Raw genomic sequence first — 13,367 nt, 5'->3', positions numbered from 1 at the left:
GCTGGAGCTAAGTTACAACAAATTAAAAAAACCGCCAATTGGCGGTTTTTTTAATTTACCTTTTGCTCGTTTTCCATTTCCCATAACTTTTCAAAAAATGGCTGTCCTTTTACGAGACGCTCGCATAATTGTTCGTGCTTCTCAGACCAGCCTGTTTTCGCTTCATCATACAGTTTAGCCCAAATATCTTCAAATTCCATATGTTGAACCATTCCGTATGCTGATGGATCCCACTCTGTGAACCAATAGCGAATTTCTGCTGTGTTTTTCGTTGTATGTAATTGATCTAACGCCATAAATAATAATTGTTTCAGCTGTCTTTCTTTACGAGTTAAGCCATTCATAATGAAAGGTGATGGTGATAAAATATGATGTTCTTTTTCCATTTCTTCTACTTGGAACTCATACTTTTCTGCTTGTACGTTTTCTACCATCTCATATACCATCTGCTCTTGGCGCGGTATAAGTCTGCTCTTTCGAATTGGTACATTGTAACCAATTGTGTCAATCGCAATAATTCCTTTTCCATCTGTAACAACAAAGCAATACTCTTGCTGCAAACGTTCATGATTTTTACGAATATATGCCTTATGATGTACGTCTTCCAACAATTTTTGCGGAAGCTCTAACAATTCGTCCTCGATGTAATGATATAATGTGGCATCTACTTTTAATAATGGCACTTGATCTAATAGCTCAATCGTATCATCTTTCCGCCATTCGTAAAAATGACAAACGTTATACCCATTCTCTTCACCTTCAAACCAATTTACCCATACATCATGTAGATATAACATTCACTACCCCTCACTTCACTACTGTTTGTATCAATCATTATGTTCAATTTTTCTTAACTTTATTCCACCTAAGGAAATATATTCTAATTATTATTTTTTCTTCTATTAATACTAAAAAAAACAGGAAATAGAGCTCCTGTTTTTTATATATGAAATGTATTTGCTTTATTCAATATTTCTTTTGCATCTATAGATAATAAAGAAAGTGTATCTTCCCCTTCCAATGTTACACAATCTTTGACAATATGAAATCCAAGCGCATAGCCAAGCATCTTTGGATAAGAGTGAAATCCATTTAATAGGATGTCGTGCTCCCTTGTTCCTCGTTTTATACTTATTCTTTCATGTACAACATTTTTCCAATAATAAATAGCCTCTTCTTTTGAAAGATACATCGTCCACGGTGCATTGTTTTTTTCTGAATATCTTTCCGTTACCGCTTGCTCAGCTAGCCCTTCCATAATCATCGTATCAAGTAATGTATATTCTGTTTCTTTCGTTTCAATTTGATGTAACCTACATATGTGATGATATTCATGCGCCAATAACACCTTTAATTCTTCCACCGAATTCCGTCCACATACGAATAAGAAAATAACGTGACGCATAGATAATCCAGCCCTACCGTTATACTCTTCTTGTACAGTTCGATTATAGGAATCTGATAATAAAATAAAGACAGGGACATCTGGACCTTTTAACCAGGTTTTCAGTTTCTCATACTCCGTACGTAACTCTTTCCAAACTTCCTTTTTCTCTAACTCTTTAACTTCTTGTTCTCCTCTTATAACTGGGCGGTACATACCTTTAGAAATTAAAAAGCGATACAACCTTTCTTTCGGCAGCGGGATATACTTCGTAAACTTTTCACACAGCTTTTCTGGCCGTCCATAATATAGATGTAACCACTCAGCAGTTTCAACAATCCCCATCTTTATCCCTCCTTTTTCTTATGTATATGCAAAAGGAGAAAAAGACGTAAAAATAAATAAGGAGTTTTTTCGCAATATAGTGCGAAAAAACTCCTTATCTCATCTATTACTTATACGATTTAAATACTAATACTGCGTTATGACCACCGAATCCCAGTGAGTTACTTAATACTGCATTTACTTCTTGTTGTCTCGCTTTATTCGGTACGTAATCTAAGTCACATTCTGGATCTGGTGTTTCATAGTTAATTGTTGGAGGGATTACTCCGTCTGTAATTGATTTAATTGAGAAGATCGCTTCAACAGCACCAGCTGCTCCTAATAAGTGACCTGTCATTGATTTCGTTGAGCTAATTGCTACTTTGTACGCATGCTCACCGAACGTTTCTTTAATTGCCATCGTTTCATACTTTTCATTCGCATCCGTACTTGTACCGTGCGCATTAATGTAATCAATATCTTCTGGCTGTAGACCTGCATCTGCTAAAGCTTGACGCATTGCACGCACGCCGCCTTCACCGCCAGGAGCCGGCATTGTAATATGGAATGCATCACCAGTTGCACCGTAACCAGCGATTTCCGCATAAATGTGAGCACCACGAGCTAATGCGTGCTCTAATTCTTCGAGAATTAAAATACCTGAACCTTCACCCATTACGAAACCACTACGGTTTTTATCAAATGGACGGCAAGCTGTTGCTGGATCTTCATTAAATGTTAATGCTTTCGCTGAACTAAATCCTGCAAATGCCATACTTGTTAACGGCGCTTCTGCTCCGCCTGTTATCATTGCATCAGCATCACCGCGTTGAATTGCTTTAAATGCATCACCAATTGAGTTTGCACCAGATGCACAAGCCGTTACAGAACAAGTGTTAATTCCTTTTGCTCCTGTTGCGATCGATACTTGACCTGCTGCCATATCTGGGATCATCATTGGTACGAAGAATGGGCTCACGCGGCGCGGACCTTTCTCAGTAAAAATCTTAAATTGTTCTTCGTATGTTTCCATACCGCCAATACCAGAACCAATCCATACACCAATTCGAGGTCCGTTTTCTTCTGTAATTTCAAGCTTTGCATCTGCAACTGCCATTTTCGCTGCTGCTACTGCATATTGTGTAAAGCGATCCATACGGCGCGCTTCTTTTTTATCAATATATTTCTCGACTTCAAAGTCGTTAATTTCTGCTGCTACTTTTGCTGGAAACAGTTCCGGATCAATTCTTGTAAGTCGTCCGATTCCAGATACACCCTTTTTAATGTTTTCCCACGCTGTTTCAACATCTGTTCCGATCGGTGTAACAGCTCCTAGTCCTGTAATTACGACCCTCTTTTTCTCCATACAAAATACACTCCTTTTTTTCTCTCAGTCCTTATTTACCCCAACGAAGAGCAACTGCTCCCCATGTTAATCCGCCGCCGAAACCAACAAGTATAATTAAATCACCATCTTGAATACGTCCATTTTGCAATTCCTCTACCATTGCAATTGGAATTGAAGAAGCTGATGTATTACCAAACTTTTCAATTGTCATACTCATTTTTTCTTGTGGTAAATTTAATCTCTCTCTTGCAGATTCCATAATACGAATATTCGCTTGATGTGGTACTAAAAAATCCACATCCTCTTTCGTAAGTCCCGCTTTTTCTAACACGCGAAGACAGGAATCACCAAGTTGGCGAACAGCAAATTTAAAGACTTCTCTGCCGTTCATCATAACATACTCGTCTTGATAAAGATGCTTACCGCCGCTTCCGTCTGCTCCTAATTCGAAAGATAGAACGCCTCTTCCTTCTGAAACCGCCCCCATTACGATAGCACCGGCTCCGTCTCCAAATAGTACTGCTGTATTTCGATCATTCCAGTCTACAATTTTAGATAGTTTATCACTACCAACTACTAATACATTTTTATAAGTTCCCGTTTGAATAAATTGCTGCGCTGTAATCATTCCGTACATAAAACCAGCACACGCTGCACTTAAATCCATTGCGGCTGCGTGTTTTGCGCCAATGGCTTCTTGAATGACACAAGCTACTGCTGGGAATGCTCGATCTGGTGTTACTGTTGCCACTAAAATCAGGTCGATATCCTCTCCGCTAATCCCGGCATCTTCAAGTGCTTTTTTAGAAGCCTCTACCGCCATATATGAAGTATCTATTGTATCATCGGCAATGCGTCTTTCTGCAATTCCCGTTCTCGTACGAATCCATTCATCAGATGTATCTACGATTTTCTCTAAATCGTGATTTGTGACTACTTTTTCTGGCACATATCTTCCGATCCCTAAAATGCCCACGTTCACATCGCAGCCCTCCGTTTTATATCAATTATTATGACTTGGTACTAATTTTAAAACATAAATGTATTTTTGTCTAGAATATATTTCAGCTAAAACATAAATCCAGCATTATTCACTTTATTGTTTATTAAAAGAAACAGAAACATACCTTTCCTGTTTCTTTTGAAATATAAAAAGGCCCGAACCGCTTCTATCCACGGTTCGAGCCTCTCTTCCCTTCCAAAAAAGAAGGTTTTATTCTTTATCTGCTTTCCCAAGCTCATATGCTTCGTTCATAACTTTCATCAATAACTCTAATACTGGTTGTGCTTTCTCCATATCAAGCGCAATTCCATTCGAATCTAAGATGGCCTTTGCTTCTGGTAAATGCTTCATTGCGATTTGTAAAAATTGCATGCTTTTCTCATTCATATTATGTTCTTCCTCTCCATTAAAACTTTCACATACATAGTGTAACACGCTCGCTATCCTTCGTATAACTCTTTATATTTTTTCATATGTGCCAATTGTTTATTTAAACCGTATTCTAACGGGGTATTTCTTTTTATCGAAATAACCTCGACAGCATCATTTCGTTCTTCCTCATTCTTTTTATTCACTTTATCCGCTGCACGTAAAAGGCTCATACCTTTTTTCCATAATGACTTTTTACCACTAAGTAAATTGTATATGCCGAGATGCTCCTCGTTCATTCCATTTTCCCATAAGTATTCACATACATCTTCCACGTACAATAGATCACTTCCATTTTCCTCGCTCGCATAATGGCACTCTTTCTCATCCAGTTCTGATAAAATGAGCTGATGATACATCATAAAAGATGGTTGCCATGGCCCATATAATGTAGGAACTCGAAATACACTATATGGTGCCTCTCCTTTTTTCAATCCTTCTTCCACTTTCAAAAATAAACGTTTATTTTCAGATTCATCTGCGTTTCCTACTTCAATAGAAGAAATTAGATTTAACTTCACTTTCTGTTCTGCACACAGTCTTATAATCCGCTTTAAATACTGTAATATAACTCTTTCATTCCGAAAACCACTTTGTTGATTTGGCTCATACAAGCAAAAGTAAACCGTATCGAACTTCTCTCCTTCTACTGATCTCCATCCATCTTCATCTCTTATCGAATAATACGTAAATAACGCATTTCGTCCAATCAACAATAACTTCTCTTCATTAATTTTTTTCATATTCTCGAATTCATCAAAATCAAGACCGTACACTTCTACTTCTTCTGCAATCATTTTATTCACAAGGTGATAACCTACAAACGTAAGTGCACCTATAATTAGCACGCGCTCCATACCACCAACCCTTTCTCCTTGAAACAAATAGCTCCTCATTTATGTATATGGGAGCTTCACAATTCTTCTTCATATTTTTTAAAGAAATCAGTCGTTTGCCTAACCATTTTATATTTCACATCTTGCAGATGGAATAAGACAGAAGTATCGCATTCATTGAATTGCCTCATTTTCTCATATTTACGTAACAACTGTTTTCTTCCTCTTTTTTCTTGTGTTGATACGAAAACTTTAACAGGTACACAAGACGGAAGAAGCGTAAATGATTTCTTATTTATTTTGGATTCTAATTCTTCTTCTTTGGAATCATACGCCAAACTTAATTCCTTCACTAATCTTTTGTAAAAAAACTTATGCTCTTTTTCAAACTCCACATATTCTGGTAAATCTAAACATGGATTTAACATAATGACAGAGCGTATACATTCAGGGTATTTGTTCATCATTTCAAGTGCTACAAGTGCACCCATACCATCTGCCATAATGTGCATTTTCGCATTTAATGTCTCTTTTCTCAAAACAACGTCATATAAACGTTTTGCTAGACGAACAGATTGGTCGTTTCCCCAATGTCTTCCGTATAAATTAGAGGAAAAGACCGTGTAGCCTTCCTCAATAAGGCCATGTAAAAAATAAGATCTACCTGCATGCTGTGTCCATAAACTTGTACCATTCTCAATAAAGTAGTTATAATCACCGAGAAGCATAACAGAAAATCCATTTGGCTTCTCCGGTAAATAAATGACACATGGTTCTTTTTCTAAATAAAAAAAACGTTCCGTAATACTCATTTTTCCCCCGCCTTATTTTCTAAACGTATAAAAGTACTCTTCTATAATGTATGAACGGAATGCAAATTTGCGTTGAAAAATCTACAAATATTTTTCTATATTCTTTTTTCAATTGTGTTACAATAAGGACAGATTGAACGAATAGAGGTGTAAAATATGCGTTTCATTTGGGCATTAATTTGGTCGTTCGCGCTTGTACATATGATGAGCTACGTAATCGGCTCTATGACTGGCGGTACATACGATTTTAACCAAGCGTCTATTTTCTCAGTTGTTCTTGCGGTATTAGTACTAGCAATTTCAGCTACAATTCCAAACGAGCCAGTAGAACAACACTAAAAAAAGAGTCCGGATTTTATCCGAACTCTTTTTTATTTTACTTTACATGAACGACTAATTCGTTATTTTCTACATCAACAACTACGTGACTGTTATCAGTAATTGTTCCTGCAATTAATTCTCTCGCTAATTTCGTCTCAACTTGACGCTGTACATATCGTTTTAATGGACGAGCTCCGTACATCGGATCAAAGCCAGCTTCTACAACAAATTCTCTCGCTGCGTCTGTTAATTCTACTGTAATATGACGGTCAGCTAAACGACCTTGTAATTCTTTTACAATTTTATCAACAATACCTTTAATTTCATTCGTTGTAAGAGGTTTGAATAAAATAATTTCATCGACACGGTTTAAAAACTCTGGTCGGAAATGTCCTCTTAATTGCCCCATTACAAGTTCTCTTGATTCCTCTTTAATTGAGCCATCTGCTTCTAATCCATCTAACAAATGAGCAGATCCAATATTTGAAGTCATAATAATAACCGTGTTTTTAAAGTCTACTGTACGTCCTTGCGAATCTGTAATGCGTCCATCATCTAACATTTGTAATAAAATGTTGAATACTTCTGGATGTGCTTTTTCGATTTCGTCTAACAAAATAACTGAATACGGTTTACGTCTTACCGCTTCTGTTAATTGACCGCCCTCTTCATATCCAACATATCCAGGAGGCGCACCAATTAAGCGTGACACAGCATGTTTCTCCATATACTCAGACATGTCGATACGAATCATTTGCTCTTCACTATCAAATAAAGACTGCGCTAACGTTTTTGCAAGTTCTGTTTTACCAACACCTGTCGGTCCTAAGAAGATGAAGGAACCAATTGGACGGTTCGGGTCTTTAATACCAGCGCGTGCACGAAGAACTGCGTCTGATACTAAGCTTACCGCTTCCTCTTGTCCGATGACACGCTCTGATAAAATTTGCTCTAAGCGTAGTAATTTCTCGCGTTCACCTTCAACGAGTTTTGCGACAGGAATACCAGTCCAGCGTGAAACAATATCAGCAATCTCTTCTTCACTTACTTCCTCACGTAATAAGCGATTCTCTTGTTTATTATGTGCACCCATTTCTTCTGCTTCTTTTAACTCTTTTTCAATTGCAGGAATTTTCCCGTGACGAAGTTCCGCTGCTTTATTTAAATCGTAATTACCTTCTGCTTCTTCTAATTCACGGCGCAGACGCTCTAAATGTTCACGTAAGTCACGCACTTTATGAATATCTTCTTTTTCTTTTTCCCATTTCGCTCTCATACCACTTGCAACTTCTTTTAAATCCGATAATTCACGTTGCAACGTTTTCAGGCGTTCTTGGCTACCAAAGTCCTTCTCTTTTCCAAGAGCCGCTTCTTCAATTTCCAGCTGCATAATGCGGCGCGTTACTTCATCTAATTCTGTTGGCATAGAATCAATCTCTGTTCGAATTGTTGCACACGCTTCGTCAACAAGATCGATCGCTTTATCTGGTAAGAAACGATCCGAAATATATCGATCTGATAAAACGGATGCTGCTACAATCGCGCGGTCATGAATATTTACACCATGATAAATTTCAAAACGCTCTTTTAAACCACGTAAAATGGAAATTGTATCTTCAACAGTTGGTTCTTCTGCTAATACTTGTTGGAAACGTCTTTCTAGCGCTGGATCTTTCTCAATATATTTACGATACTCATCTAACGTTGTCGCCCCGATACAATGCAGTTCACCACGCGCAAGCATCGGTTTTAACATATTTCCTGCGTCCATCGCACCTTCTGTTTTACCAGCGCCGACGATTGTGTGAAGTTCATCAATGAATAATAAAATGCGACCTTCACTCTTTTTAATTTCATTTAATACAGCTTGCAGACGCTCTTCAAACTCACCACGGAATTTCGCTCCAGCTACAAGCGCACTCATATCTAATGCGAAGATTGTTCTATCTTTTAATCCTTCTGGTACATCCTTCTTCACAATACGCTGTGCTAATCCTTCAACGATTGCTGTTTTACCAACACCGGGTTCACCAATTAAAACCGGATTGTTTTTCGTTTTACGTGAAAGAATGCGGATTACACGTCGAATTTCACTATCGCGACCGATAACAGGATCAATTTTCCCTGCTCTCACTTCCGCCACTAAATCACGACCATATTTTTCTAACGCTTCATAAGTTGCTTCTGGATTTTGACTAGTCACTCTTTGATTCCCCCGAACTGTCATTAAAGACTGTAATAAGTTATCTTTTGTAATGTGAAATCTTGTAAGTAATTGATTTATATCGCCTTTTTCTTCTGAAAAAGCAAGCAATACATGTTCAACTGAAATGTAGTCATCTTGCAATTTCTCTGCTTCTTTTCCTGCTCTTACAAGTAGTTGTTGCAGAGCACCTGTTATATATAATTTTCCTACTTCTGCACCGCTTCCCGTTACAGAAGGCTTTTTCTTAATTAAACTTTCGGCGCCTTGCTTTAACGCTTCTATATCGACATTCATTTTTTGAAAAATACGCACTGCTAATCCATCTTGCTCTTCTAATAATGTAAACAAGAGATGAACAGTATCTACTTCTTGATGATGATGAGATACCGCTAAAGATTGGGCACTCATAATCGCCTCTTGTGTTTTTGTTGTCATTTGATTTAAGTCCATCTTTACAGTCCTCCAAATGTTTGACTTTCTTTGACCTTTGATTTGATTATACGCCAACTTACTTTTTTATACAATAATTTTGCTTATGTATTTTCAAACTTATTATTGGAAAAAGAAAAAGGGAACATTCATTATACAACTGAAAAAATATACGCAATGCGTAACGACAAAAAAGCCGCAATAATGATTGCGGCTCCTGTTACGGTTTTCTTTTATATGTCCACTGACGGTTATGATTCGCGTTATCTGGAAACTTTTCACCCGCAGTTAATTTCACCATTTGCGGATCTTTTACCATACTTCCTGTTTCACCAATTTCTACGTAAATACCATCGTTTGGCGCTTTTTGTCCAGAACGAAACCTGCGATTTTGTCCCATTTCCATTCTCCTTCCATGACGTCTTTGCCTCATTAGTATATCCATTTTAAAAGAAAGCTTTTCTGTCATGTTTAGGAAACAAGTACTACATTTCGTTCTTGTACATATACATGAATGACACAAGCTTAGGAAGGGATTTCTTTCCTATTTGTAGAAAAAAAAGAAACCAACCTACTATAGGCTAGCTTCAAAGGAGAGTCAAACATATACGAGAAGATTACATGTTCATTATAAGCCTCATCATACGAGCAATGTAACCCTTTTCACAATTTGTACATAATGAAAGAAACATTGTTTGAACTTTCTAAAAAGACGTTGACTTTTCTTAATTTCCAGCGAGAAATAGTAGACACCGCAGCACTTTGCGACGTAAGATGGATATATAGTGAACTTTCCATCTTTGGTGTTCTCACCCAGTTTAACCTCTTATTTCTGCATATTAAAAACGGAAATACAGATAGAAACAAAAAAATATTATAAGAGGTGAAATTATGAATAAACAGCATTTAATCGCATTAGACTTAGACGGCACTTTATTAACAGACAACAAAATAATTTCCACTCGAACAAAACATACAATTGCAAAAGCAAAGGAGCAAGGACATATTGTCGTTATTTCAACGGGACGTCCATTCCGTGCTAGTTTTGATTACTACAAAGAACTCGGTCTTAATACACCAATCGTAAACTTTAATGGCGCTTACGTACATCATCCTCTTGATTCAAAGTGGGGAACACATCACTCTCCTCTTGAGCTAGCAACAGCCCAAGAAATTGTCCGAGCTTGCTTTGATTTTGGTGTAAAGAATATATATGCTGAAGTAATGGACGATGTGTATGTTCGTGAAATTGATGAAGATAAAAAACATATTTTCGAATTCGGTTCTCCAAAGATTTTTACAGGAGACTTATTAAATATTTTAAACGATCATCCAACCTGCTTATTAATTGACGCACATGACGAGCATTCCAGTGCAATTCGTCAACATTTAACTGATATGCATGCTGAAGTAATCGACCATAGAAAATGGGGCGCACCTTGGCCGATTATTGAAATCGTGAAAAGTGGGTTAAATAAAGCTGTCGGATTACAAAAAATTTCTAGTCATTACAACATTCCACAAGAGCGAATTATCGCTTTCGGTGATGAAGATAACGACTTTGAAATGATTGAATTTGCTGGTCACGGCATCGCAATGGGTAATGCAATTCCTGAATTAAAATCACTCGCAAATCATACTACATTAACGAATGAAGAAGATGGTATTGCGCTATATTTAGAAGAGGTTCTTGGGTTGTAATCTAAAAATTACCTGCTTATAGTTTTTCGCCAAACGCTCATACTATTATTAGACGCAAAAGTCAGCGCGTCGATTGTTTTCAGCTAAATAAAGGGGGTTTTTCGAATGGGTAAAAAGAACAAATCAAAACGTTTTATCCAACAAGGAGCCGATGCTGTTATGAAGCATGATGCAAGATTCCCGTACCGTGGTACATTAGCTGAGGCAGAAAAAGCGAGAAGTAACTCTTCTTTTGGAGGGGTTTAAATGGGGAACTTACTATTCCAACAAGCTAGAGATGCCGTTGCAAATGCCGTCACTTGTTCAAGCGGTACTGAGCAACAAGATCTCGTATATAGAGCAAAAAACGCTTTGCACTCTGCTTATGCAAACTCTTCAACAGCTGAAAAAGTTCAGCTACGTGAAATGCAGGAGCAGTTGCAAAATATTACGAATTTACATTAAAAAAGAGGACCAGCTTTGGTCCTCTTTAATCTTTTCGAAACAAGCCAAACACCCCAACCGTCTGTAATACGTTTGTAAATGCACCTGGGTCCACTTGCCTAATAACCCTTTCTAATTCATATAACTCATAACGCGTAATAACAATCATTAACATTTCCTTATTTTCATTTGTATAAGCGCCTGTTGCTGGTATAGTTGTAATCCCCCTCACTAAGCGAGAATGAATCGCCTTTCGTACATCTGCCCCATTCTTCGTAACGATTAGTGCTGTAATCTTCACATGACGCGTATGAATCGCATCGATAATTCGTGTTGACACATACAAAGTCACCAAAGTATATAATGCTTTTTCCCATCCATACACATAGCCAGCGGCGATAATAATCAGTGCATTAAAGAAGAAAAAATACGTACCGATAGGCTTGTCTTTAATCTTTGATAAAATCATGGCGATAATATCTAAACCACCTGTAGAAGCCCCCCACTTTAAAGCAATTCCTACTCCAATCGCCGAAATAATCCCGCCAAAAATCGCATTCAATATGATGTCGTTCGAGACTGCCCTAACCGGGATAATTTCTAGAAACAAAGTCATAAATATAACGCAAAGAAAACTAAAGAAAGTAAAGGCCTTTCCAACCTTTTTCCATGCTAAAATAACGACGGGAATATTAAACAAACTAAACAATACCCCCGTTGATATGTGAATAGATAAAAAGTCCCCTAATATTTGTGATAACAATTGAGACAATCCAGCAAAGCCACTCGCGTACACTTTCGCTGGCGTTAAAAATAAATTCATTCCAATCGCGTTTAACAAACCTGCGACAATTACAACGATTAACTTCTTTATAAGTTCGGTATAATTCAACTTCAAATCCATTTCTAATCCACCTTTATTATTCATGAATGCACTGCTATACATAGTCTTTACGAAAAAGGAAATGATAAACGTACAACGGTTAGAAATGGAGTTGATACATATGCCACATACGAGTGATAACGACAAAAAAGCACGCGATAATAATGCAAAGCGTACACAAAAAAATGAGCAAGAACAAAAAAATATTCAGCAAGGTAAGCGTGCCTATTCTAAAAAGACTGATCACCTTTGATCCCATCGTACATCAACAATATTGTTGATGTACTTTTTTTACATTTTACAGGGAAAAAACATTAAAAATTCACTTCATGTTCACTTCTATATTCTACAATAGCGATAACATATTCGGATGAGGTGTTGGCATGAGAGGGAAACACATTTTCATTATTACTGCACTAATAAGTATATTAATGCTAGCTGCTTGTGGACAAAAAAACAGCTCAGCTACAGTCGCTACAGCAACAGACTCAACCATTAAGAAGAGCGACTTCGAAAAGCAGTTGAAAGATCGTTACGGAAAAGACATGCTATACGAAATGATGGCACAAGACGTTATCACGAAAAAATATAAAGTATCTGACGATGATGTAGATAAAGAAGTACAAAAAGCGAAAAATCAATACGGAGATCAATTCACAGCAGTACTCGAAAACAATCGTTTAAAAGATGAAGCTGATTTCAAAAATCAAATTAAGTTCAAACTTGCTATGAATGAAGCAATTAAGAAAAGTGTTACAGAAAAAGACGTGAAAGACCACTATAAACCAGAAATTAAAGCGAGTCATATTTTAGTAAGTGACGAAAATGAAGCGAAAGAAATAAAGAAAAAATTAGATGCTGGCGTTTCATTTGAAGAATTAGCAAAACAAGAATCACAAGATCTACTATCAAAAGAAAAAGGCGGAGACCTCGGATACTTCAGTTCAGGCAGAATGGCGCCTGAATTTGAAACAGCTGCCTATAAACTAAAAGTCGGACAAATTAGCAATCCCGTTAAATCACCAAACGGTTATCATATTATTAAATTAACTGATAAAAAAGATTTAAAGCCTTATGATGAAGTGAAAGACTCTATTCGTAAAAACTTAGAAGCAGAACGTATTGCCGATCCTACATTCAGTCATAAGTTAATACAAAAGGAATTAAAAAAAGCAAATATTAAAATAAATGATAGTGACTTGGAAGATACGTTTACTCTTGCGCATGAGCAAGGGAATTAAAAAAGCACCGCCTTATTTTTACAGCAA

The 13,367-nt window shown here is 37.1% G+C and carries 16 protein-coding genes; 6 read left to right on the top strand and 10 right to left on the bottom strand.

The genetic code is table 11. The annotated features are described in order from the left end of the window. Positions 1 to 50 precede the first annotated feature (50 nt). The 7 genes from DT250_RS14215 to DT250_RS14185 all read right to left on the bottom strand — a co-directional run bounded on the left by DT250_RS14215 (position 51) and on the right by DT250_RS14185 (position 6,136). Complete coding sequence (locus DT250_RS14215; RefSeq protein WP_000966116.1) at positions 51 to 797, bottom strand: YjbA family protein; 747 nt, start codon at positions 795 to 797, stop codon at positions 51 to 53. A 143-nt stretch (positions 798 to 940) separates the two neighbouring features. Further along, positions 941 to 1,729, bottom strand: coding sequence for a DUF2268 domain-containing putative Zn-dependent protease (locus tag DT250_RS14210; RefSeq protein WP_149213205.1), 789 nt, complete (start codon positions 1,727 to 1,729; stop codon positions 941 to 943). A gap of 106 nt (positions 1,730 to 1,835) precedes the next feature. Then, the gene (gene fabF / locus DT250_RS14205; protein ID WP_000412643.1) at positions 1,836 to 3,074 is read right to left on the bottom strand and encodes a beta-ketoacyl-ACP synthase II; all 1,239 of its coding nucleotides are present in this window, start codon (positions 3,072 to 3,074) and stop codon (positions 1,836 to 1,838) included. Between the two features lie 31 nt (positions 3,075 to 3,105). Beyond that, positions 3,106 to 4,038, bottom strand: coding sequence for a beta-ketoacyl-ACP synthase III (gene fabH / locus DT250_RS14200; protein ID WP_001100551.1), 933 nt, complete (start codon positions 4,036 to 4,038; stop codon positions 3,106 to 3,108). 231 nt (positions 4,039 to 4,269) lie between these two features. After that, a complete protein-coding gene (locus DT250_RS14195; protein WP_001003337.1) occupies positions 4,270 to 4,446 on the bottom strand; it encodes a ComZ family protein in 177 nt (58 codons plus the stop codon). A gap of 53 nt (positions 4,447 to 4,499) precedes the next feature. Then, complete coding sequence (locus tag DT250_RS14190) at positions 4,500 to 5,372, bottom strand: NAD-dependent epimerase/dehydratase family protein (protein ID WP_116300189.1); 873 nt, start codon at positions 5,370 to 5,372, stop codon at positions 4,500 to 4,502. Positions 5,373 to 5,401: 29 nt separating this feature from the next. Next, complete coding sequence (locus DT250_RS14185) at positions 5,402 to 6,136, bottom strand: lipase family protein (RefSeq protein ID WP_149213204.1); 735 nt, start codon at positions 6,134 to 6,136, stop codon at positions 5,402 to 5,404. A gap of 156 nt (positions 6,137 to 6,292) precedes the next feature. Between DT250_RS14185 and DT250_RS14180 the strand changes: the two genes are divergently transcribed. After that, positions 6,293 to 6,475, top strand: a complete 183-nt coding sequence (locus DT250_RS14180) for a YjzD family protein (protein ID WP_001211113.1) — start codon at positions 6,293 to 6,295, stop codon at positions 6,473 to 6,475. Positions 6,476 to 6,512: 37 nt separating this feature from the next. Here the strand turns inward: DT250_RS14180 and clpB are convergent, their stop codons facing one another. Then, complete coding sequence (gene clpB / locus DT250_RS14175; RefSeq protein ID WP_048545176.1) at positions 6,513 to 9,113, bottom strand: ATP-dependent chaperone ClpB; 2,601 nt, start codon at positions 9,111 to 9,113, stop codon at positions 6,513 to 6,515. A 199-nt stretch (positions 9,114 to 9,312) separates the two neighbouring features. Beyond that, positions 9,313 to 9,492: a YjzC family protein gene (locus DT250_RS14170; RefSeq protein ID WP_000531420.1), complete on the bottom strand. Its 180-nt coding sequence runs from the start codon at positions 9,490 to 9,492 to the stop codon at positions 9,313 to 9,315. A gap of 491 nt (positions 9,493 to 9,983) precedes the next feature. On the opposite strand from DT250_RS14170, the gene DT250_RS14165 reads away from it, so the two are divergent. From DT250_RS14165 to DT250_RS14155, 3 genes are all read left to right on the top strand, one after another. After that, on the top strand, positions 9,984 to 10,793 hold the full coding sequence (locus tag DT250_RS14165) for a Cof-type HAD-IIB family hydrolase (protein WP_048545178.1): 810 nt from the start codon (positions 9,984 to 9,986) through the stop codon (positions 10,791 to 10,793). 105 nt (positions 10,794 to 10,898) lie between these two features. Further along, positions 10,899 to 11,039, top strand: a complete 141-nt coding sequence (locus DT250_RS14160) for a hypothetical protein (protein ID WP_000516816.1) — start codon at positions 10,899 to 10,901, stop codon at positions 11,037 to 11,039. Next, on the top strand, positions 11,040 to 11,237 hold the full coding sequence (locus tag DT250_RS14155; protein WP_046957006.1) for a DUF3813 domain-containing protein: 198 nt from the start codon (positions 11,040 to 11,042) through the stop codon (positions 11,235 to 11,237). Between the two features lie 25 nt (positions 11,238 to 11,262). Here DT250_RS14155 and DT250_RS14150 read toward each other — a convergent pair whose 3' ends face one another. Continuing rightward, a complete protein-coding gene (locus DT250_RS14150; protein WP_000364450.1) occupies positions 11,263 to 12,120 on the bottom strand; it encodes a YitT family protein in 858 nt (285 codons plus the stop codon). Positions 12,121 to 12,220: 100 nt separating this feature from the next. Between DT250_RS14150 and DT250_RS14145 the strand changes: the two genes are divergently transcribed. Beyond that, positions 12,221 to 12,352: a DUF3941 domain-containing protein gene (locus DT250_RS14145; protein ID WP_001120851.1), complete on the top strand. Its 132-nt coding sequence runs from the start codon at positions 12,221 to 12,223 to the stop codon at positions 12,350 to 12,352. A gap of 130 nt (positions 12,353 to 12,482) precedes the next feature. Then, entirely contained in the window at positions 12,483 to 13,340 is an 858-nt protein-coding gene (gene prsA / locus DT250_RS14140; RefSeq protein WP_149213203.1) for a peptidylprolyl isomerase PrsA, read from the top strand. Positions 13,341 to 13,367 lie beyond the last annotated feature (27 nt).

The organism is Bacillus sp. AR2-1 (genome assembly GCF_008368755.1).
GTDB lineage: Bacteria > Bacillota > Bacilli > Bacillales > Bacillaceae_G > Bacillus_A > Bacillus_A wiedmannii.
Note: the sequence above shows the minus strand (reverse complement) of the source record. Positions and strands in the feature narration are given on the sequence as shown.